This is a genomic window from Leclercia sp. 1548, assembly GCF_050435045.1.
In the GTDB taxonomy this organism is placed as follows: domain Bacteria; phylum Pseudomonadota; class Gammaproteobacteria; order Enterobacterales; family Enterobacteriaceae; genus Enterobacter; species Enterobacter adecarboxylatus.
In genome coordinates this window covers 289,196-312,378 of record NZ_JBNDJP010000003.1, presented here as the reverse complement: position 1 = coordinate 312,378, position 23,183 = coordinate 289,196, and the positions used below count along the sequence as shown (strand labels likewise).

The 23,183-nt window shown below is 51.2% G+C and carries 17 protein-coding genes; all 17 read right to left on the bottom strand.

Annotated elements, in window-relative coordinates; all coding sequences use genetic code 11:
- Positions 1-13 precede the first annotated feature (13 nt).
- The gene (locus tag ABIE02_RS10995; protein ID WP_059308805.1) at positions 14-1,096 is read right to left on the bottom strand and encodes a hypothetical protein; all 1,083 of its coding nucleotides are present in this window, start codon (positions 1,094-1,096) and stop codon (positions 14-16) included.
- 41 nt (positions 1,097-1,137) lie between these two features.
- The gene (locus tag ABIE02_RS10990; protein ID WP_150870147.1) at positions 1,138-2,037 is read right to left on the bottom strand and encodes a helix-turn-helix transcriptional regulator; all 900 of its coding nucleotides are present in this window, start codon (positions 2,035-2,037) and stop codon (positions 1,138-1,140) included.
- A 204-nt stretch (positions 2,038-2,241) separates the two neighbouring features.
- On the bottom strand, positions 2,242-3,486 hold the full coding sequence (locus ABIE02_RS10985) for a capsule biosynthesis protein (RefSeq protein WP_112300418.1): 1,245 nt from the start codon (positions 3,484-3,486) through the stop codon (positions 2,242-2,244).
- 89 nt (positions 3,487-3,575) lie between these two features.
- Positions 3,576-5,579 carry a capsular polysaccharide biosynthesis protein gene (locus ABIE02_RS10980; protein WP_336994897.1) on the bottom strand — a complete coding sequence of 668 codons (2,004 nt, stop codon included), beginning with the start codon at positions 5,577-5,579 and terminating at the stop codon, positions 3,576-3,578.
- A 50-nt stretch (positions 5,580-5,629) separates the two neighbouring features.
- Positions 5,630-6,178 carry a dTDP-4-dehydrorhamnose 3,5-epimerase gene (gene rfbC / locus ABIE02_RS10975; RefSeq protein WP_059309150.1) on the bottom strand — a complete coding sequence of 183 codons (549 nt, stop codon included), beginning with the start codon at positions 6,176-6,178 and terminating at the stop codon, positions 5,630-5,632.
- Positions 6,179-6,230: 52 nt separating this feature from the next.
- The gene (gene rfbA / locus ABIE02_RS10970; protein ID WP_059308801.1) at positions 6,231-7,103 is read right to left on the bottom strand and encodes a glucose-1-phosphate thymidylyltransferase RfbA; all 873 of its coding nucleotides are present in this window, start codon (positions 7,101-7,103) and stop codon (positions 6,231-6,233) included.
- A gap of 148 nt (positions 7,104-7,251) precedes the next feature.
- The gene (rfbD, locus tag ABIE02_RS10965) at positions 7,252-8,139 is read right to left on the bottom strand and encodes a dTDP-4-dehydrorhamnose reductase (protein ID WP_059308800.1); all 888 of its coding nucleotides are present in this window, start codon (positions 8,137-8,139) and stop codon (positions 7,252-7,254) included.
- Positions 8,139-9,224, bottom strand: coding sequence for a dTDP-glucose 4,6-dehydratase (gene rfbB / locus ABIE02_RS10960; protein WP_016236890.1), 1,086 nt, complete (start codon positions 9,222-9,224; stop codon positions 8,139-8,141). The genes rfbD and rfbB overlap by 1 nt, the downstream gene beginning before the upstream one ends.
- A gap of 144 nt (positions 9,225-9,368) precedes the next feature.
- Positions 9,369-10,394, bottom strand: coding sequence for a glycosyl transferase group 1 family protein (locus ABIE02_RS10955; RefSeq protein ID WP_059308798.1), 1,026 nt, complete (start codon positions 10,392-10,394; stop codon positions 9,369-9,371).
- On the bottom strand, positions 10,382-12,394 hold the full coding sequence (locus ABIE02_RS10950) for a glycosyltransferase family 2 protein (RefSeq protein ID WP_336994896.1): 2,013 nt from the start codon (positions 12,392-12,394) through the stop codon (positions 10,382-10,384). Before ABIE02_RS10950 ends, ABIE02_RS10955 begins: the two co-directional genes overlap by 13 nt.
- 69 nt (positions 12,395-12,463) lie before the next feature.
- Entirely contained in the window at positions 12,464-13,372 is a 909-nt protein-coding gene (locus tag ABIE02_RS10945) for a glycosyltransferase family 92 protein (RefSeq protein ID WP_336994895.1), read from the bottom strand.
- A gap of 77 nt (positions 13,373-13,449) precedes the next feature.
- On the bottom strand, positions 13,450-13,827 hold the full coding sequence (locus ABIE02_RS10940; RefSeq protein ID WP_336994894.1) for a hypothetical protein: 378 nt from the start codon (positions 13,825-13,827) through the stop codon (positions 13,450-13,452).
- Positions 13,828-14,046: 219 nt separating this feature from the next.
- Positions 14,047-15,213: a nucleotide sugar dehydrogenase gene (locus ABIE02_RS10935; RefSeq protein WP_336994893.1), complete on the bottom strand. Its 1,167-nt coding sequence runs from the start codon at positions 15,211-15,213 to the stop codon at positions 14,047-14,049.
- A gap of 97 nt (positions 15,214-15,310) precedes the next feature.
- A complete protein-coding gene (locus tag ABIE02_RS10930; protein WP_144884319.1) occupies positions 15,311-16,573 on the bottom strand; it encodes a hypothetical protein in 1,263 nt (420 codons plus the stop codon).
- Between the two features lie 2 nt (positions 16,574-16,575).
- On the bottom strand, positions 16,576-17,793 hold the full coding sequence (locus tag ABIE02_RS10925) for a glycosyltransferase family 2 protein (RefSeq protein WP_186371202.1): 1,218 nt from the start codon (positions 17,791-17,793) through the stop codon (positions 16,576-16,578).
- 285 nt (positions 17,794-18,078) lie between these two features.
- Positions 18,079-20,496, bottom strand: coding sequence for a glycosyltransferase family 2 protein (locus ABIE02_RS10920; RefSeq protein ID WP_144884315.1), 2,418 nt, complete (start codon positions 20,494-20,496; stop codon positions 18,079-18,081).
- Between the two features lie 2 nt (positions 20,497-20,498).
- A complete protein-coding gene (locus ABIE02_RS10915; protein WP_144884313.1) occupies positions 20,499-23,162 on the bottom strand; it encodes a class I SAM-dependent methyltransferase in 2,664 nt (887 codons plus the stop codon).
- Between the last annotated feature and the right edge of the window lie 21 nt (positions 23,163-23,183).

The following is a 23,183-nucleotide window of genomic DNA, read 5'->3' as shown; positions in this document are numbered from 1 at the left end:
CCCGGCAGCAAGGTTAGGCTTTTGCTAAAAAGCGGATATATTCCTGGTCTGACGTTTCCAGAGCCTTATCCAGTGCCTGTTTGTTCAGCACGTTGATGCCGTTTTCGTCCACTTCAAGCTCAATCACGCCCTGGTCATTGATCACCGCCTCGTCCTGGGCATTGGTAACCGGTTTGAACAGCGGAGTGGTGATGACGTCGGTCATGATGGCGGCGAGCATGTACCCGTTCTGAATTGCCCGCAGGACGGATTCAGGTTCGTTAATCTCTTTCTGACCCGCCGCAATTTTTTGATGGGTCGCTTTCAGAATGTCGAAATAACGTTCGAAACTTTCATGCATGCGTACCAGCGAGTGATAGATGCTATCCACGTAGTGGTTAACGTTGATCAGATGGGCTTCGGCCTGATCCATCTGAGCAATTGCTTTACGCACCTTGCGTGCCATCTCCTGGGCATTTTCCAGCGCCTTTTCGGCATGGTTGTTGTAAGCCCAGCCCATAATGGCGATCAACGGTGCCACTACGGCACCGCCCAGCACCATAGCGCCGCCAGCCATACCCCAACCGCCTGCTGCCAGAGACCCGCCGCCGATAGCAGCCATGGTGGCGTTATAGGCAGCGGCACCAGAGAGGGCAGCAATTGGCGTGCCGGTAGAGGCCGCCGCAAACGCCATAACCCCGCTGTAGACGGCAAAGCCTGCCGCAGCACCAGAGGTACCTGCACCAATGACGGTGCCCAAAAATTCAGTTGCGGAGATAGAGAGTTTTTCAATCTGGTTCAGACGATGCTGGGGAACCTGCACGTTCAGATCGGTCTGTCCCTCTTTGGCCATTTTTTCTAACAATGCTTTAGCGATGGTGTTGAATTCTTTGAATTCAGTACCGATTTGCAGCTCTTTCTCGCCCAGTCGTTCAAGCTTTTGCGAGGAGAGGGTATTGGCCGCTTCGAAAGTCTCTTTGCGATTATCAAAGCGCTCCTGGGCACCATCAAAAATATCGTTGGCTTCGGATTTTTTCTGGTAACCGTCGTATGCTTTTTTCCCGCCAAAAGCGGTCGCCGCCGCCGCAACGCCCAGAATGATAAAAGGTAAGGCCATGTTTTTCTCCGTTGTATGTCGTCTGTAATGCAACGCCCGTCTTAATCCACAGACTCAGGGACCGCTGCCAGGTAATCTTCTAACGTTTTAACAAATGAGGTTTTCAGCCAGGCTGGTTCCAGCAACTGAATGTTGGGCAGCCAGTAGAAGAGCAGCGGCAGGATTTGGTTCTCATGGGCGGCATGGCAGCGCAGGGTGATGCCCTGCTTATCTTCCGCCAGAATTTCCTGGCCGGGCAGCAGATCGCGGCGTTTGAAATAGTGCGCAATGTGGGTGGGAATAAATACCTCGACTTCGAACGTCTCTTCGCTAACCCAGGGATCGCGATTTTTTTCCAGCAGTTCGAGGATGTCATTATCCGGCGTGAAGGTTTCGCTGCGAATATCCAGCCACTGCACCAGGCTTAAAGAAAACGATTTCAAACGCTCTTCTTCGGTGGCTTGTAAATACCATATGTTCTTTTTGTTAATTACTTTATAGGGGTTAATCTGTCGCGATTTTCCTTTATACAGGATATGGCAAACCTGCTGGCCCTTAATCGCCTTTTCAAAGCCTGCTAACAGGCTGTGAATATCTTTTGGCCCTGTACGCTCGGCATCGTTGCCGAAGATCATGATATGGTTATCTTCGACCCGTGACTCCAGCTTGTCCCAGAAGTCGCGGCCTGTGGCCGGGAAAAAGTCATCCACATTCAGAAAGTTAGCAATGACATGATGTAAACCCGGTTCTGCATGGCCCGGGCGGGCATGAATAAGCCGGTACTGCCCGTCTCCGCAGCGCTCTACAATGGGCGAAAGTGCATTAAGATCGCGATAAACCGTGCGCTCAGTAATATTAAATTTATGCATCAATGCCTGGCGGCTCACCACGCCGTGTAAATGAAGCTCCAGCAGAATATCTACCAACCTTTCAGCCGAGCGACTCCTGGTCGGAATTGTCATATTAGCTTTCCTGTTATTTTAGCCAGTGCTGTGAATTATGCCGGCGCGACTGACAAAATATGTCAGTGCAAAATTCGGCATCAAAATTTGTCTTAGGTTATAACGGCCAGGAAGGGGATAAACATTAGTGATTTTTACAACGGAGGGATAAAAGCGCGGTGTGGATCGGATCCGCCGGGGTAATTTCCCCGGCGTGGGGATGAATTAACGTTCGAGTTCGGAATCGGCGAGCGGTGCCGGCAGAGGGACTTCGGTCGGGATGTTGAGCCAGTCAGACTTGCCGTAAAAGACGGCGTTGATCTGCGTTTGATAGAGCAGGTGGGTACGAAAACGCTGGAACAGCTTTTTATCGGGCGCGAAATCCGCCTGCCAGAACTGGTTCAGCGGCCCCTGCCAGGTTAATCCTTCGATGTCGTACAGCGCTTTGCCCATCACCTTGAGCGGCTTGTTATGGATCAGCGCCGATAGCCCTGCGGTGCTGTTAACGGTGATCACCCCGCGGGTGTGGGTCAGCAGGGCGGGCAGGGAGAGATCGTGGATATAAATCACCCGGCCAGGAATGCCGTACTTTTCAGTCAGCGTGTTAATCAGGGTGCCGTAATAGCGGTGACCACGATCCATCGGGTGATGCTTGAACACCAGATGGTGCTCTTTTGACGCATGGCGGGCAAAGGAGCGGATCACGGTTTCGATATAGTCACGCACGTCTTTATACGGGCTGTGGTGGATAATCTGGCTGTCGTTATAGACCTGCAAAATCGCCAGGTAGTATTCGTTATCCAGCGTGCCGGTGATATGGCTCAGCATGTGGCGCTGCTTCCAGCGATACCACAGTTTGCGGCGACCGGCGCGGAACCAGCAGCGCATCTCGTACCACGGCGAGAACGACTTGTGGTGGCGATAGCCCCGGTAGCGATGGCGGCCAAACCAGCCTGCCGCGTAGTAGAGCATGGCATGGGAGGCGCGGTTAAAGGCGCTGGGTTTCCACGGCGTCGGGGTTTTCACCTCCGGCAGCGGTTGCTCGCGATAATACTTCGCATCGATGGGCATCGAAGAGAAGGCGTTCACCCCCCCTTTTTCCAGGGTGATATAGTACGGGCGGAAATAGCCCTCTTCAAACGCGAGGAAATCGATGGATTTGCTGCGCGCCCACTTCTTCGCTTCGATGTGCATCGGGCGGCAATCGCCAAAACAGACGATGGTGTCGAAGGCGTAGGTTTTATGCAGTTCGCGCAGCCAGAAGGCAAAATTCTTCACGGAGCCGGTGTAGTGCAGCGCGGTCTCTTTCGCGGCATACCAGGCGTCTCCGGCATTAAAGCAGACCTGCTTCACTTCGCGGTGGCTGCTCTGCAACCAGCTCGCCAGACGTGAAAAGCAGGGACCCATCGGTCCTTGCAGTAAAAGATACCGACGGCCATTCAGCAGGTGGCGGATAGCTTGCTCTTCCATTGTTTTTCCCAGATCGGTTCCGTTGATGAGACATGTTTGTTAGCGACTTGATGACCGCTTTTCTTTAATAAATCGGGATAAATAGTTTTCTAGCGAAGCGTCTGAGCCAGATAGCTCAGTTTGAGTTGCCAGCGCTGCCAGCGGCTGGCTTTCTGCGAGGATGAGTTTCCCTGTACCGCCAGCTGGCGGATCAGCTGTTCAGGGCTCATCCACAGGCCGCTCTGCCAGTCGATGTAGCGCGGATAGGCGACCAGCGTCAGATAGACCAGCGCGGCCAGCGGCAGGGTGCGCTGACGGCGTTCAGCAGGATGGATATCTTCGGTCAGCCCCCAGCCGCTGTAGAACGGCTGGCCCCAGGTGGTGACCTTCACCCCCTGGACCAGCGCTTCAAACCCGCTGAGGGAGGTCATGGTGTGCAGCTCATCGACATGGGGATAGAGACTGGTCAGGCCGAGATCCAGCACCTGGCTGTCAACGCAGCGTGCCAGGCATTCGGCCGAGATAGCCCCGGCCCGGTTGCCCGCCACCACGTCCGGGTGCGGTTTAAACAGGATATGCGCGTCCGGCCGGGCGGCGCGCACCGCCCACAGCAGCTGCTCGTTGCTGCGGATCACCGGGCTGCCGGTCAGGATCGAGGCATCGCCATCTACCTGGCCCACCACCAGCACCAGCGCACGCCCGTCGCCTGGCGGCGTGAAGGGCTGCACCGTACCAACGTTATATTTGCTGACCCCATGCTGGCGGAGCAGATCCACCAGCGCGGCACCGCGTTCCAGCTCCTGCTCGCTGAGCGGCTGCTGATTAAGCAACTGCTCCAGCCCGCTCGGACGGCGGCTGTCAAAATAGATCCCCACCGGGTCGATGGAGAGCGAGGAAGGACGGCACAGATTCGAACCCAGCCCCCGGGAGCGGATAAAGCCATCTTCCACACGGATCGGGTTCGCCAGTTCAGGGTAGCGGCTACCCCAGACCAGCACCTGCTCGTCGTCTGCCAGCTGGGCAGGCGGGGTGCGCACAAAGTGCAGCTCCGTGGCCAGCGGCTGGCAGAAGGCGCGCATAAAGGCGCGTTTCCACAGCGAGAAGCCCACCATATAGAGACGGCGATAGCGCGGGGCGGGGGTCAACTGCCCCGCAATAATCTGCAGCACCTGCTCCACTTCGCAGCGCTGGCCCAGAACCGGGTCCAGATAGCGGGGATAGAGGATCAGCGCCGCTGCCACCAGCTGCGGCAGGCTCACCTGCGCCTGGCGACGCGGGCAGGTTTTGCTGTCGTGGGTCAGCCCCCAGCCCGCGTAAAACGGCATGCCGAAGCAGTAGACCGCTTTGCCCAGCAGCAGGGCTTCAAACCCCATCTGCGAGGAGACGGTATAGACAGCCTCCACTTCATTCAGCAGGGCGTGGGGATGGCAGTGATCGGTGACCCGCTCCACGTCGTCCAGCTGCATCTGCGCCAGCACGCCGCGCTTCTTGCCCAGCCGGGTGTCCGGGTGGGTGCGCAGCAGCAGGCGGGCGCCAGGGTGGTTACGCCGCGCCGCCGCGACCATCGCCTCAAAATCCTCAGTGGTTGCGAGCGCGCCGGGAATGGAGAGATCTCCCGCCACCTGGTCAATCAGCAACACCTTAGGGCGAGGATCGTTGTGCAGGCGGGTGGCCAGCGCATCGGGTAACCCGCTGTCTGCGGCGTAACAGTTGTACTTGGTGATGCCCAGACGTAGCAGTTCGCGGGTCAGCGCTTCCGCCCGCGCCACCATTCTGGCATCGCAGGGCGTAGCGATCAGCTGCTCAAGGCGGCTGGGCTGGCGAGCGTCATAGTAAATTCCCACAGGATCGGCGATCAGGGAGACGGCCTTGCCCCCTCTGGCGGGGTGGCCAATATACCCGATAAAGCCATCTTCCAGCTGCCAGTACGGCAGCCCGCGTTCATGGGCTTTCTGTTTGATCTGTCGGGTATTGGCTTTCTGGCCCCAGCCGACCAGGACATCGTCCTGCGCCAGCTGCATGCTGGCCTTGAAGGCGTGTAACGGGCGACCAAGCATCGGCTCGATCTGTGCTTTTCGGGCCAGGATCCCGGCTGAACCTGTGTAAAATTTCATTCGCGCTCTGTGCATCAGAAAACGCCCCGCGTCACTGCGGGGCGTGGGACTCAGAAGTACTCTGCGTCAGGGAAGGATTTGGCAACGCTGTCTTTGGCAGAGGTGAGGATTTCGGTATCGATGGTAGGCCAGGTAATGCCGATGGTCTCATCGTTCCAGCGGATACCGCGGTCGCTCTCTGGCGCATAGTAGTTGGTGGTTTTGTACAGGAATTCTGCGGTGTCGCTCAGGGTCATAAAGCCGTGGGCGAAACCTTCCGGGATCCACAGCTGGCGCTTGTTTTCGCCAGACAGGTGCACGCCCACCCACTGACCAAAGGTCGGGGAGCTTTTACGGATATCCACCGCCACGTCGAACACTTCACCGGCCACGCAACGCACCAGTTTGCCCTGCGCATGCGGTGCCAGCTGGTAGTGCAGGCCACGTAATACGCCCTTAGAGGACTTGGAGTGGTTGTCCTGGACGAAGTTTACGCTGCGGCCAATGGCCGCTTCGAACTGCTGGTGGTTGAAGCTTTCGAAGAAGAAACCACGGTCATCGCCAAACACTTTCGGCTCAAAGATGAAGACGTCGGGAATGGCGGTCTGAATTACGTTCATGATTACGGCCTGATTCATAAATGGGGCTTAACGCCCCAGGAGTTAATGATGACTACTTGAGCATTTTCAGCAGATATTGCCCGTAAGCATTCTTCGCCAGCGGCGCGGCTAATTTGCGCACCTGGTCGGCATCGATAAACTTCAGACGGTAGGCAATCTCTTCAGGACAGGCCACTTTCAGCCCCTGACGGGTTTCGATGGTCTGGATGAAGTTGCTGGCCTCAATCAGGCTCTCATGGGTGCCGGTATCAAGCCAGGCATAACCACGGCCCATCATGGCGACGGACAGATCGCCTTGCTCAAGGTAGATACGGTTCACGTCGGTGATTTCCAGCTCGCCGCGCGGCGACGGCTTCAGGCTTTTGGCAATCTCAACCACGCGGTTGTCATAGAAGTAGAGGCCGGTTACCGCATAGTTGCTCTTCGGTTCCAGCGGCTTCTCTTCCAGAGAGATTGCGGTGCCTTCATGGTCAAATTCCACCACGCCATAACGCTCAGGATCGTGTACATGATAGGCAAAGACGGTGGCGCCCGCAGGTTTGGCTGCGGCGGCTTCCAGTTGTTTCTGCAGATCGTGGCCGTAGAAGATGTTATCGCCCAGCACCAGCGCGCAATCGTCGCCGCCGATAAACTCTTCGCCGAGGATAAAGGCCTGGGCCAGACCGTCCGGGCTTGGCTGCACTTTATACTGCAGATTCAGGCCCCACTGGCTGCCGTCACCCAGCAGTTGCTCGAAGCGCGGCGTATCCTGCGGGGTGCTGATGATCAGGATATCGCGGATACCAGCCAGCATCAGGGTGCTCAGCGGGTAGTAGATCATCGGTTTGTCGTAGATTGGCAGCAGCTGTTTGCTCACCGCCATGGTGACCGGATAGAGACGAGTCCCTGACCCACCGGCCAGAATAATACCTTTACGCTTGTTCATAATCCTTCAATTCTTCTGTTTTGCTGTAGAGGGGCGCAACGCCCTCACTACCATCTGTTTGATTGCTGTAAAGGGAAGCTAAAAAAGCCGCTCCCTGACAAAGGTCCGTGTCGCTAAAACAAGGCACGCATAGCATACCTTGATGCGTTTACTTTCCAAGAATTTCAGCCAGCATGCGATCAACGCCGATCGTCCAGTCCGGCAGCGTCATCCCGAAGGTGCGCTGGAACTTGCTGGTATCGAGGCGTGAGTTATGTGGACGCTTAGCCGGGGTCGGGAAGGCGCTGGTCGGAACCGCATTCACCTGAGTGACAGCCAGCTCAACGCCCGCCGCGCGAGCGGTCGCGAATACCCGCTGGGCATAGTCGAACCAGGTGGTGGTGCCTGAGGCGATCAGGTGATAAAGCCCGGCAACGTCGGGTTTATCCTGCGCGATACGAATCGCATGGGCTGTGCAGTCGGCCAGCAGCTCTGCGCCGGTCGGTGCACCAAACTGATCGTTAATGACCGACATCTCGCTGCGCTCTTTACCAAAACGCAGCATGGTTTTGGCGAAGTTGGCGCCACGGGCAGCATAGACCCAGCTGGTGCGGAAGATCAGATGACGGGAGCAGAGCGCGGCAGCCTGTTCGCCCGCCAGCTTGGTTTCGCCGTAGACGTTCAGCGGCGCGGTCTGGTCTGTCTCTACCCAGGGTTTTTCACCGCTGCCGTTGAAGACGTAGTCGGTGGAGTAGTGCACCAGCCAGGCGCCCAGCGCCTCGGCTTCTTTGGCGATGGCGGCAACGCTGGTGGCGTTGAGCAGCTCGGCGAAGTCGCGTTCGCTCTCGGCTTTATCCACCGCGGTATGCGCGGCGGCGTTGACGATCACGTCCGGCTTCAGTAGACGCACGGTCTCGGCCACGCCTTCCGGGTTGCTGAAGTCACCGCAGTAATCGGTAGAGTCAAAATCCACCGCCGTGATACGACCCAGCGGCAGCAGCGCGCGCTGCAGTTCCCAGCCTACCTGGCCATTTTTGCCGAACAGCAGAATATGCATCAGTTACGCTCCTGATAGTTCTTCGCGATCCAGTCCTGATAGCTGCCGCTTTTCACGTTGTTGACCCACTGCTGGTTATCCAGATACCACTGCACGGTTTTACGGATGCCGGACTCGAAGGTCTCCTGCGGCTGCCAGTTCAGCTCGTGGCTCATTTTGCTGGCATCGATGGCGTAGCGGCGGTCGTGGCCCGGGCGGTCAGTCACGTAGGTGATCTGGTCGCGGTAAGAACCGGTTTTCGGCACCATCTCGTCGAGCAGGTCGCAGATGGTGTGCACCACGTCCAGGTTCTGCTTCTCGTTGTGGCCGCCGATGTTGTAGGTCTCGCCCACCACGCCGGTGGTCACTACGGTGTAGAGCGCACGGGCGTGATCTTCAACGTAGAGCCAGTCGCGGATCTGATCGCCTTTGCCGTAGATCGGCAGCGCTTTGCCATCCAGCGCATTGAGGATCACCAGCGGGATCAGCTTCTCAGGGAAGTGATACGGGCCGTAGTTGTTAGAGCAGTTGGTGACGATGGTCGGCAGGCCATAGGTACGACGCCATGCGCGCACCAGGTGATCGCTGGAGGCTTTTGACGCGGAGTACGGGCTGCTTGGCGCGTACGGGGTGGTTTCGGTAAACAGCGGTAACGCTGTACCTGCGCTCACTTCATCCGGGTGCGGCAGATCGCCATACACTTCGTCGGTGGAGATGTGATGGAAACGGAACGCCTGCTTGCGGGCTTCATCCAGCTCGCTCCAGTATGCGCGGGCCGCTTCGAGCAGCGTATAGGTGCCGACGATATTGGTTTCGATAAAATCGGCCGGGCCGGTAATGGAGCGATCCACGTGGCTTTCAGCGGCCAGATGCATCACCGCATCCGGCTGGTGGGTGGCGAAGACCCGATCCAGCTCCGCGCGATTACAGATATCCACCTGCTCAAAGGCGTAGCGGTCACTTGCGGCTACGTCAGCCAGCGATTCGAGGTTGCCCGCATAGGTGAGCTTATCAAGGTTGATCACCGCATCCTGGGTATCACGGATGATATGGCGAACAACAGCAGAACCGATAAAACCGGCTCCACCGGTTACAAGGATTTTCATAAGCGTTTTTACTTTTTCTATTGGATGAAATGTTCACCAGAACACAGCCTCTGCTATCCGTTCAGGCCGTGTTTTAGCGGCAGGCACATGGGGAAACAAGGCCTGATGCAGGTTGGGAATACGGTATTCCCGTGCTGTTCTGTTTTAACTCATTAACGAGTACGTGTATTCCTTCGCATTATTCGCCAGCGTTTGACGTTTTTGCCCGGAATTTACCAGCAGCGATAAGGTGTCGATCCACTTTTGCGGATCGTTGTTCAGCAGCACGCCATTGATATTTTGCTCGATAAAGTCGCTGTACGGGGCGCAATTACTGTAGACCCCCACCGCGCCCATGCGCACGAAATCATAAAATTTTACCGGCCCGCGCGCCATATTAAATTCTGATTCCAGTAACGGGGCCAGGCCAATATCAACCCGGTGATGTTGCGTGTAGTCCAGATAGTTCTGCCAGCTCATCGGGTGTAATACCGTCACACGCGGCAGGTCGCGGTACAGTTTATAGATTTCGTGCTCGCCAAAAATTTCGAAACTGGCCTGCGGGCACTGGTTCAACACGCCTTCGACCACTTCCCGCAGCCAGTACTTTTCTGCCTGGTGCGAGCTGGAGCCATGATAGGCAATCTTGACCGGTCGGGTTACGGCCAGCAGCCGCGGTGTCGGCTGGGCAGGCACCACATCAGGGTTAAGGTGCGCATATTTATTGGCCAGATAGGGCGTCGAGACCCAGATGGTATCGCAATGGGTGGTGATCCAGCGGTGCTGGGCCGCAGAACGTCGGATAATTTTCGTCCGGTAGGCTTTGGGTAACGCCGTTAAGGCTGACGGATCGAACAGATCGTCATCCATAAAATAGACCACCTGGGAGAGGTCATCCATGTTGCGCGCAATTTCGCGTTGCCACTGCGAGGAGATAAAGCGAATGACCACGATGGCGGCCCCTTTATCCACTTCGATAGCCGACGTGGTTAAGGTATCCACCAGCTGACAAACAGCGTCGGGAAAACGGCTTCTGATCGCCGCTTCAAAATAGGCCAGCGTCGGTGAGTTTCCTTCATGCAGGATCAACAATGAACGGCACTCGGGCCAGCTGTCCGGCTGCGTCTCACTGCTTTGCTTATTCAACTTCAGATACGGTTTAAAGAGTGCCTTTCTGATCAGTTCGTCCATGGCAGCACCACATTAGGAGTATGACTTAACGAGAAATCGGGACGGTCATAGCTCAGGTTGGGATTGTATGCGGGATCGTGCTGGAGCCGCTGCGCCCAGCGTTTTTTCATGTAGCGCAGTTCTCCCTGGGAACGCGCCAGCTGTTCTGGCGTGACATCTTTGCCGCGGGAGACCGACTCATGATGGTACAGCTCGGCAAAGGGAGTCCAGACGATCCGCCAGCCTGCCTCACCCATCCGCAGACAGTAATCCACGTCGTTGAAGGCGACCGGCAGATTGACCTCATCTAAGCCGTTCAGGGATAAAAAGAGCTGGCGAGGGGTAAGCAGGCAGGCCGCCGTCACGGCCGACAGCTCCTGAGCGCTCACCGCCCTGCGTTGGTAACCGGGTTCATCGGCGGCCAGCCCACTGTGAAAGTGATCGGCGCACCCACCCGGCCCGACGGCGTCGCCCGCATGCTGCACCCGGCCATCGCCATAAAAGAGCCTCGCCCCGACAATCCCCACGCCCGGACGCAGCAGGTGCGAGACCATCTCATCCAGCCACAGAGGGTTGATAACCTCGGTGTCGTTATTCAGCAGGCAGATAAGCTCGCCCGTGGCCTCGCGAACCCCGGCATTGTTGATGGCGGAGTAGTTGAACGGATGATCCCAGGCGATAACCCGGACCCCGTAATCACGGGTAATACGGGCAAAATAAGCCAGTGTTTCAGGATCGTCGCTCTGGTTATCCATCACCATGATTTCGATATTCGGATAACGGGTGTGCTGCACCAGGCTTTCAATGCACGGCCTGAGATGCGCCAGACCATTGCGGGTGGGAATAATCACCGACACCCGTGGCAGCTCTGCCGGAAGCGGCCAGCGCCAGCGGCAGATCCCGTGTGGGGCAGACTCCAGCGTTACCCCGACGGGCAGGTCCTGCAGCAGGCTTGCCAGCGTTTCGTAGCCATCCTGCTGCGGGAGCGTGTCCGGGACATGCATCAGCAGGGCAGGGATGTGGGCGATATCCTGCGGTGCAAGCTGGTGGGCCAGCTGCAACCATCCGCGATAACTGTCAGCCCCATCCTGCGGGATGGCGGCCGTGCCCTGTTCCTGCCAGAGGCCGCACCAGCCGATATAGTTCTGACTGTGCAGCAGCGTTTCGTTCCAGTCTGGCTTGAAGGCTGGCGAGTGGCGCTTGCCTTTCTCATCCAGCAGATCGTGATCGCCATAGATCCATTTTGCATCCGGGGTCTGGCGCAGCTGGTGTGCCAGCCACACTAACGCAGCCGGGGCGAGTTCTGCACCCACGGGAATGGCCCATTGCCATTCACCCGCAGTCCTGCCTGCGGCAGGGGGCTGTTCCAGCACGGTAATGTGCGTTGTCGGATAACAGAGTGCCGCGATACTGGCCAGCGTGCGCTGGCGTGCCGCCTCATCGCCGCCGTTCACCAGATGCAGACAGACGCGGGGCAGGTTGCCCCAGCGGGTCAGCAGACGATCAATCAACCTGCGCTCACCGGGCTGGACGATGTCAAAATTCGCCAGCCAGTGTTCGTAGGCGTGCAGCGGCCTGTCGTCGCGGATCTTGCCCACCAGGTCGTAAGCCTGCTGTAAATCGGTAAACCACAGATGCCACGACAGCCCCAGACGTTTGCGCTTTTGCGCATTCAGACGCTGATAAAAAGGCCACACCCGGCGTAAACGACGCCAGAGGCTCTTGCCCGCAGACACCTGCGCAAAGCGGGTAATGTTCAGCTCACACTCTGCCCCTTCGCTGCTGGCGAGCAGCCCCACCTGGCAGGCACCCACCGGCAGCCAGACCAGCTCCTGTAGTGTGCCGCGGCGGGTAATGGGAAGAACCTGTTCATGCCAGGTCCCTTCGCTGCACTGCCAGCGCAGGCGGGTTTCACCCCGTGGCTGGCGGGCACGCAGGGTGCCCTGGATCAGGAACCAGCCCGCACGGGATAAAGAGGTGTCTGGCAGCGCCAGAGGGTGCCAGTGATAATCGCTATGCATTAGAGGATTCACTACCCGGAAGTGGGGAAGGCCACTTCTGACTCCTGTCGAATAAGGGGAAAATGTCTTTTAGCCGATTAACTTTTTAACGCGGGTCGCCAGCCAGGAGTCGCTCTTCTGGGGACTCTCTTCTTCTGGCAAGGCATCCAGCTGCGCCTGCAACGCTGCCATTTCTGCTTTGACTTTAGGGGCCAGCGCGGCCGCCAGCAGGCAGGTTTCGTCATTGCGATCGTGCGCTTTGAAATAGGCTTTGTGTTTTACGCGGTTTGCCGAGGCGGCACTGCCGCGCAAGTGTTTACCGAGTAAGAACTCTTCCAGCGATTTAACCGCGTAATGGTTGACCCGTACTCCGTTCCAGACCACTTCTGCACTGACACCAGGGCCATGTTTAGGGTGTAAAACAAGGTGGTTGCCCAGCGCATCGATATAGCGGCCATAGCGCAGGTCAGCACAATGTGGATTATGAAAATGGTTCACGCGCTCGGGCTTCACCACGCTTTTGAAGTTGTGGTGAACATTAAATTTTATAGGTGCATGGCGAGTGAAACGTTCGGTGACCAGACCATCCTCGGCAAAGAGTTCACCACTGGAGCCAAAAATGGCCCAGTTAAGGGCAATGGCGCTAACGCTTTCATCAGTAAACTGTGAAGCGAAGAAATCTACGACATTTAAATCGGGCGATAAGGGCAATAAAAATTCATCGGCATCGATAAAGGCAAGCAGATCAATATCACGGGAACAGCTACGTAAAATACGTTCGTAGGCCGGGAGCTGCGGTTTTTGATTTACTAAATCCGGTTGATCGATAACCGTCACAATCCCCAGGCGCGCCAGGGAAGAGAGCAACTCGCGGCTTCCGTCACGACTGCCATTATCTGCAATTACAAAACCCTTCACGCCTAACACCCGGTGATACGCTATCCACTCAAGCAGGCCTGCAAATTCATCTTTAACGATGGCGGCAATATAGAGGTTCACATTTTTATCCAACCGATTATCGGAATGCTGCGCCAGCTACCAGCGAAACGCTGGTAGCTGGCACAAAGGAAAACTTATCAGGCAGGGGAGAAGTTCAACTCCGTTAGCCATGTAATCAAGCCATCAGACTCCAGCCCGATGGAGATTTGAGACGAGAAGGGCACATTAACACTAAAGCCACAGCTTAAGCGGGGATGATTATCCGCGGGTTCCTGCAGGATGGCAGCTATTACATCAGGGCGTTTGACATTTAACGGATAGCTATAGGTCGCGTAATCGTTCTTGATGGCAAGATGTGGAGAGCGTTCGCCCTCTGCCAGTAACCAGCCGCGAACTTCAATGCGGCCATGGTTCAGTGTTAAAGGCCCATGCTTGGACGTTGTATCAACGTTCCAGCGCAACTTCGCATTGGAGGTAATCAATGGTGTTGCAGAAAGCGTGTAACGGTTTGTCATTCGGTTTAAACACTCAAGTTATTATTAGTATTAGGTTGGATGAACTACTTACACAGTAAGCGACCAAATTATAGAAAACTTTAGTAATTCATAAGGCCGGATTAACGCTCCGTTACTCGCTTAATCATACGGAACAGCAGTCTGTGCTCCACTGGGGCAAGGAAATGAATGCAATCCAGAGGTTGTAGGGACAGCGAATTTTTGAAATATAACTATAGATCAGTCAGATCCAAAAAGATCCCTTGTGTAGACCTTATCCGCTACGTCACTTAACTCGCTCGCCATTCTGTTGCAAAGTATCACATCGCTAGTGGCTTTAAATTCTTCTAATTCGCGAATGACGCGGGAGTTAAAGAAACTCTCTGCTTTGATGGTGGGTTCAAAGACCACCACCTCGATCCCCTTCGCCTTAATGCGCTTCATGATCCCCTGAATGGCGGATGAGCGGAAGTTATCGGAACCCGCTTTCATGACCAGACGGTGGATCCCAACAACCTTAGGCTTGCGGGCGATCACGCTGTCGGCAATAAAATCCTTACGGGTCGTATTAGCATCGACAATTGCGCGAATCAGGTTGTTCGGCACTTCCTGATAGTTCGCCAGCAGCTGTTTGGTATCTTTCGGCAGGCAATAGCCGCCATAGCCAAACGAAGGGTTGTTGTAGTGCGTACCAATACGCGGATCCAGACCGATACCTTCGATAATCTGACGGCTGTCCAACCCATGAGACTGAGCATAGGTGTCCAACTCGTTGAAATACGCAACACGCATAGCGAGATAGGTATTAGCAAACAGCTTGATTGCTTCGGCTTCGGTACTGCCGGTTAACAGCACCTGTACATCCTGTTTAATGGCACCTTCTTTCAGCAGATCGGCAAAACGCTGCGCCCGCTCGCTGCACTCACCCACGACGATACGTGACGGATGAAGATTGTCATACAGAGCACGGCCTTCACGCAGGAACTCGGGAGAGAAAATCAGATTATCCGTACCAAACTCCTGACGCATGCGCTCAGTAAAGCCCACCGGGATAGTGGACTTAATGACCATAACGGCATGCGGATTAATACTCATCACATCGCGGATCACGGCTTCGACGGTATTCGTGTTGAAGTAATTGGTCTCAGGATCGTAATCAGTCGGGGTAGCGATAATGACAAATTCTGCACTTTCATAGGCTTCGAATTTATCCAGCGTGGCCCGCAGATTAAGTGGCTTGTTGGCTAAGTAATCTTCAAGCTCTTTATCAGCAATAGGGGAAAGACGCTGGTTAATCTGCTCGACTTTTTCAGCTACGACGTCAAGGGCAATAACCTGATGATGCTGAGCCAGAAGAACAGCATTCGAAAGACCGACATAGCCGGTTCCAGCAAGAGTTATATTCATACTTTGTACCAACATAAATATTAATTGTTATATTTAAATTAAATTTGTAGCATTACATTCCGAAGGTTAAGGCATTTACAATGCGATTTTATTTATTTTAAAAACACAGGCGGTTCATTTTATTTGTGTATAAATTTAAAGATGGATGAAGATTTTCTTTTTCTTTTATACTTATAGAACTTCCATGTTTTCTAGATATCTCGGATGTAAAACAAAAATTCTCTTTAGGAGGAGTAATGATAAACCTAGAAGCAATCTCAATAATTACTTTTGTTGGTTTTTCATGCTCAATAACATCATAGTCAATACTTGCCCCTGAAAAAATGTGCACAACACGTTTATATTTATTAACGAAGTAGGGGAGCATGTTTATTGAATAAGAATCACCGAAGAATACAATGGTATCATCATGCATAGATAGATCGTTTTGGAAAACCCTTACCCATCCCCTATTGTTTATTTTATTATCATATATGATTTTTTTATAAATTTCTGAGAAATCGGCCTTTAATATTGCTTGCGATTTTTTTGGTGTTGTTTTTATCCCTAAATCACCACTAACCTGCTGAATATAAAATGGATATCTAAGTTCATTAGATTTACTGTTGTTACCTGTTAATTTATTGTCCAAATATTCAGCAACTTGTAATGCAGCAAAATCACTCCAGTGAGTGTCTATTTTAGAATAAGAAGAATCACCTATATCCTTTAGTAACTCTAATGGATAGATGATATCGTTATTAATAGATAATAATTGCTCTATAGGAGTTTTATCTGATTTCTTAAATGGGTAATAAGATTCTAATACATTCTCTTTTGCTGGAGCCAGGCAAAATATAAATTCAATTCCTTTCTCAGTCATATGATATTTGGTGTTCTTAAAATAATTCTCCCAAATCTTAAGGTCGTTTGGTTTTATCGTTTTTAACCCAAGGAATTGATCTTTACTTTGATTGGTATCATGATCTAAGAAAAGATACCCATCATGACCTACAAGTACCTTTTGCGCTGAACTGATTGATATTGTTGCTACGATATAATCAGTTTCATCAATAGTTACTCCAAAATAAAATGTTTCTAGAGTGGTAATTGCATAGCTAAAGCCACACATTACATCAACTAAGTTTCCAAATTTAGTTGCTACATCATTTCTGTTTGTATTGCATGAGTACTTTTTTTTCTTCCCTTTGCTAAGAATGAAAAAGTCAATTGCTAAACCTCGATAAAGTAGCCAACCTGATAAGTGTATAGCAGAATAATTTGATTTTTCGTAAATTGAATTGTTTGGACTATCGATTGAGAATTTAAAATCCTCAAGGTCAGGTCTCTTAATAGATAAGCTTATATTATATTTCATCATTATTAAGCCGAAATATTTTTTGCGTGAGCATTTAGATTAAATTCGACGCAAGCGAGTCCTACACTGTTCACAGCATAAATTTGTATTTCTGATAATTCAACATCAGGGAGTATTATAGTTGTTTGGAATCCGCATTTTATTTCATCACTTATTCCTGCTCGCAGTACATCAGGTCGGTCATATAGTGTTGTATCGTGCGGAGATACTAGATAAGTGTTGTTTACTACGGCAACTACATTATGCAGGGCTGCTTTAGAGTTTTCAACAGCCCATCCTCTTAAAGTCAGGATGTTCTTTTCTTTCGTTAATATATCAACAACGCCACGGCCCATTTTTTTAGAAGTGCGGTAAAAGGGTTCTAAAATATTTTTATTAACTGGTTCATAAGAGCTTTCTTTAAGTTTGATTTTAATTCTTTCAATTTCATTTTTAACTTTTCTTATAAACCATAATGGTAGTGTTTGATCAACATGATTTAAATCATGGTTATTAAAGAACGTTATGTTTCTCCCAAGACTTTCTTTCATAGTGGTTGCACGCCCTCGTGCAGACTTTTTGTTTATAAATTCAGCACGCGATTTAATTACATAATGGTTAAGCCTGATTCCAGTCCATTCTATGATATCGCTTATACCATCTATTTTTTCTTGTTTTCTGCCGCTAGTCATAACAAAGTTTTTTTCAGTTTTGATTTTAAAGGCATGGGGGGTTGGCCCTGTACCTATAACATCGCGTACGCGAACAATTGATTTGTAATGTTTGTTTACCGGGTGGTCATCTGTTGCTCGCTTGGTAAATCTCTCAATGACTAACCCACTATCAGGTAAAATTGAATGTGAAGAACCATAAACGGCCCAGTTAAGTGAGATAGCCCCATTAGATTGATCATGTAATAAAGGTGCTATTATATCCAGACCATCCTCGAAGTTGTCTGGGTGTATAAACTCATCAGCATCGATAAACGCAACCCATTTATCTTTATCAACCAAAGACAAAATTTTATTATAAGCGCTAAGTTGAGGTGGGCTGTTGTTTTCTGTTGGATGTTCAATTCTTGTAATAATATTTAATTTATCAAGATGGTACAGCAGCTCACTACTACCGTCATTGCTTATATTATCAGCAATATAAAAATCCGTGATGCCAAGTGCCATATGATAGGCTAGCCATTCCAATATATAAGGCTGTTCATTTTTGAGAATAGCTGCGATAGAAATCATGTCTGCTCCAATGGAGTAAGTAAAAGTTGAATATATAATATTAATCTGATGTTTTGCTGGGATCATTCGAAGCTATCTATTAATTTTCTACACAGCTTAAATTTTTTTACATCAATTAATATATTGTATAAATCAATAGTTCGCTGGGTTACATGGAAAATGGATTTTTAAAAGATCATAGGCATGATTGCTTTTTTGGATAATTGAATGAAATTATTAAAAATACAATTCAATATTATGAAGTATTAATTAAGATTTAAATATCTTGGCTATGTGATGAAGTTTTCAAATAGAAAAATCTTCTCTTATCTTTGTCAAATTCTTACTATAGTAAGGATCATTATCAAGATACTTATCCCATTTCGATTTCATAAAATTCACTTCCTGAGCAAAACGGGCAATTTTTTCCGGTGAATCTTCCGCGCCACGGCTAATTGATTCGTAGTGGTAGAGTTCTGCATAAGGAGTCCAGAGATTTCGATATCCCGCCTCCCGAACTTTAAGACAAAAATCTACATCGTTAAATGCGACTTTAAGATTCTCTTCATCAAGACCCGAAACCAGATCAAACACTTCTTTACGAATAAGAAGGCAAGCGGCAGTGACAGCAGAAAGTGATTGTGTCAGCAATAAACGGCTAAAGTAACCGGGATGATGGCGAGGGAAGTGTTTATGTGAATGCCCACCGACACCACCAATTCCAAGAATAACGCCGCCATGCTGTACAGTATCATTGCTGTAATAGAGCTTCGCACCAACACAACCAATTTCAGGTCGCAGGCATTGACTCACCATTTCAGTTAACCAGTCAGGATTAATCACTTCAACATCATTGTTGACCAGGCCAATAACAGTGCCTTTGGCATGACGCGCACCAAAGTTGTTAATTGCTGAGTAATTAAACGGGAAGTCATACGCGAGCACTTTAACGCGTCGATCTTCTTGCTGGATCTGGGCGAAAAACTCCAACGTGTCGGCTTCTACGCTGCCATTATCCAGGATCAGGATCTCGTAGTTGGTATAGGTGCTTTTCTCAAGAATACTGCGAACAGCGGTTTCGGTCAGTGAACGTCGATCGCGGGTAGGGATCAGCAAGCTAACCAGTGGGGCGGGTTCCGGTATCGGATAACGTACCCGGTAAGTATTTGGCACCAATCCCGCATCAACTTCTACGCCCGGTTGCTGGGCTGCAAAATAGTCACGCAATGCTTTGATTCCCGCATCGGTAGTATAACTTTTTTCGCCAGATGCCAGCGCAGTGGAGCCTTCGATGGTACGCCAGTGGTAGAGCACGCGAGGAATATGCACAATATGCTCGGCTTGCACATGAGGCAAGCAGCGCAGCAGCAGATCTTGATCCTGGCTACCTTCTACACCCAGACGGAATCCACCGATTTGTTGAAGCAATTTGCGGCGATATACCCCGAGGTGAGAAACATAGTTTTGTGAGAAGAACAGATCCGGGTTCCAGTCGCTTTTGAAATGGGGATCAAAGCGCTCGCCACGACCGTTGAGCTTGTCTTCATCGCTGTAAAGAATCTGAGTTTCTGGCTGCGCACAAATGGCTTGCGCCATAAACAGCAGAGCGTGTTCCGGCAGGGCATCATCGTGATCCAGTAAGGCCACAAAATCGCCTTTGGCAATTTCCAGGGCGCTGTTAGAGGCTGCCGAAATATGACCATTCTGTTGGCGGTAGACCACGTTAATACGAGGATCTTTAGCTTCATACTCACGGAGCACACGTTGAACATGTTCTTTTGGCGATTTGTCATCTGCGATGCACAGTTCCCAGTGCGGGTAGCTTTGCGCGATCACAGAGTCTAAACAGGCGCGTAAGTAAATTTCTGCCGGGTTATATACCGGCATCACTACCGAAATGACAGGAGGTTTAGCCATCGCCGCCATTATCGCGTTAACTTCCGTTTGGTTGGGCAGTGAAGGTGTTTCGACGGTTTCGATCCACTCTTCATAGTCTACGGAAGGCAAGGTAAAGCTAAAGGTCTCGTTATAGAGTGCGACCAGACGATCCATTGACAGAGTACCGCTTTCAGCGGCAATCGATTCCTTGATCTTCGCCAAATCCATTTGACGATAACTTTGGTGCTCCTGCTGAATACGTGCCAGTAATGCAGATTCTATTTGGGTATCGTTGATAGCTGTAATTTCGAACTGGCTAACAGAGAATAAATCTTCTTGTTCCAGTGGATCAAAACGCAGTGCAACCAGCGGAGATTCCAGATAAAAAAGACGGCTAGCCGTTACTGCTTTTTTATAGGGTAAGGTAACGGTTTCAAATTCATTGAATCCTTTCCCTGTATCCAGATAGAACTTGGCTAACCCTTGTTTTCCTGAACAGTCCAGAGTCAGGTTAAACTGATACCACCCTTTTTCTGTGTGTGGCAGATGCTTTAAATCAAGAATAAAGTACGGATCATTCCCTTCTGATTTCCATCCATGCAAACGGTTAGGGTCTACGGAAAGTTGGTTCAATGTGATCCAGGGTAAATGCACTGCTGATTCAACCGGGCTTAATACTGATGCTGTCGTCCAGTCAGCACAGGGTTTTCTTCCCAGTAGTGAGCCATAACGTTTGAAATGCTCTCTTGCAGATAATCCTGTCTGGCTGACATCCTGATAGGTCTGCAAATACCATTGCTCATCAAAATGCGTGAGCAGCGCTTCCTTGTTAAGTTCAACTGTCATGGTTATTTTCTCATGTTGTCTGGCAGGCAATGACGTTGTTCTGCCTTTCCGTGCAGGATGTAATGAAGTAATGGGTTGATAGCGCCTTGCGCCACGTCTGCGTAAGTTTGCAGATACCAGCGCGTATCAAATAATGCGCTTGGGCTATACCCCTTATTCGCGCCAATCTGGATAAAGTGCTCGATGGCCGACAGACCGCTGTCTGCAACTTCCGGGTAACGGTGCAAATACCATAATTCATCGAACAGGCCAGACGCAGCGATACGTTCTGCATTGCTCATTGAGACAGATGGTGTGGCTGTTGGGCTTTCTTTAAAGGTACGACCCAGCGCACGCACAGGTGCGGTCAATTTCCATGAAACGGTCTGCTTCAAATTCTGCGCACGATCTTTTGCTTTCTGAAGTTGCAGCTCTTTTTGTTGGAGTTCACGAGTTAACTGCTCGGTATGGCGAGTCATAATAGCCAGTTCACGGAAACGCTCACCGATATTGGCTTCAAGTGCTTCGTTTTGCTTAACCAGTTCAGTCGCACGGTTCTCAAGTTGGGTTTGATCAGTGCGCCATGTTTGCTGTTGCAGGAGGTATTCTTCAGCCATTTTTGCCAGAGCTTGTTCACGCTCTTCTAGTTTTTGGGTAAGGACCGTGATTTCAATAACCTGCTTATTCAGCTTTTGATCCAGTGCATCTAACTGCTGTTGATGCTCTTCAGTCAGTTTCTTATGTTCGTTTGTGGATGTCTGTTCACGCTCTTCCAGCCATTGTGTCAGCGTGGCGATTTCAGTAAAACGTTCACTCAGGCTTTGATTCAACTGACTCAATTGTTGCTGAGATTCAGCTTGTTCTGCGTGATGCCGCTGAAGCAATACCGCGAGTTCATCACGGACCAACTCAAGTTCACTATTTTGTTTATCGATTGTCTGAGTGCTTTCTGCGAGGCTATGGCCCAGTTGAGTAATTTCACCAGCACGAGCATCTAAGGTGCTCACCAATTCCTGCTCACGCGTCTGCCAGATTTGCTGTTCCGCTTCAAACTGCTCCAGCAAAGTGCGACTTGCTGCGAGATCAGTAGTCAGGACATCGCACTTAATTTGTAGCTCATCATGGGCTTCAGTCAGTGTTTGTTTCTGTTGTTGCCATTGATTGGTTTCGGTCGCCAGAGTTTTACTGAGTTCATCCCGTTGCTGATGTGCTGCAGTCAATGCGGTAGTTAGCTCATTAATCTTCTGTTGCCAGTGGTTAGCTTCGGCCGCCAGAGTCTGACTGAGTTCGTCCTGCTGCTGGTGCGCAGTAGTCAACGCGGTGGTCAGCTCATCGATATGCTGCTGTAAAGCGCTGAGTTGTTGTGAATACTCATTAAGCACTACGTTGTTTTTATTGAGTGCGAGAGTCAACTGCGCGGCACGCTGGGTCTCATCATTAAGGAGCAGTGATTGTTCATGCAGTTGCTGTTGTAGGGCACTTTGCTGTTCCTGCGCTTCTGTTTGTTGCTCCAGTAGTGACTGCTTTTCTTGCGCAATGAGGTCACGCTCTGCAGCCGTCTGGGTAAATCGCTCCTGAGTTTCTGCAAGCATAGTTTCCAGTTTTTGCTGGCTCGCCAGATTCTCGTCACGCTGTTGCTCGCATACGTTAAGGGTCGTTTGCAGTTCGATGGCGTGTTGAGAGGACTTCGCCAGCTCCGCAGTTAATGCACTCACCTGCTGCGTCTGGAGAACAAGCTCGGCGGATTGATCGGCGTGTTGTGCAAGTTTACTTTCCAGCTCTTTTATCGCGTGGTGCTGGGCCGTAATCTTTTCTGCAAGGCGACCCCTTTCCAGGGCTTGTTGCTCCATAACATCCTGAGCTTCTGCCTGCTGGTTTGCTTGCAACGCGACCATCTGGCGCTTTATTTCACCGTTTTCCCAGCTATAACCGCAGGCTTTACCCAGGCGGGAGAAGACTTCCTGTACTTGTCGCGTTGCAGATGCATTCCCTGAAAGATCGTACAGGCTCATCATCTCTGATGATTGCTCGCTACCTACACCAATCACACCCAAGCCGTGACCGTGGGCGAACTCAAAGTGAGGATACTGTTGCTTAAGCTCATCCAGCAGCTGGAATACCCCGAAGCCGCGTTCGCGCACGTTGGTGTCATGCATGATGACAACGGCTCTGTCAGACAGCTTTGGCAGCCAGCTTTCAAAATCATGACGCACCGCTTCAAGAGTATGCAGGCCATCAATATGCAATAAATCAATGCTGCCTTGCGGGAAGTGCTCTAACGCCTGATCGAATGTGCTGCGCACGAGGGTGGAAAAGTCAGAGTAATGTTGTTGGTTGTGTTCGGAAACCTGACGATAAACCTCTTCGCCATACTGGCCTGCATGCTCATCGCCACCCCAGGTATCTACTGCATAGCATTGGGTTTCGAGATCTAACTTCGTTATTGCCTGACAGAAAGAGAAATAGGAGCTGCCGTAATGGGTACCCAGTTCAACAATTTTGCGAGGTCTCAGGGTATCGACCAACCAGAAAGCAAAAGGAATATGTTCTAACCAGGCGGATTGTGCAATGTAAGACGGACGCCAGAAAATAGGGCGTTTAAAAATGAAATCCAGCTCGGTATTGGTTTGTTTCACTGATGCTTGCTTGCGGTTTGCCTGTGAACGGCTGCTTTGCTGAGTGCCCATGGGGATATCTCTTCAATATAA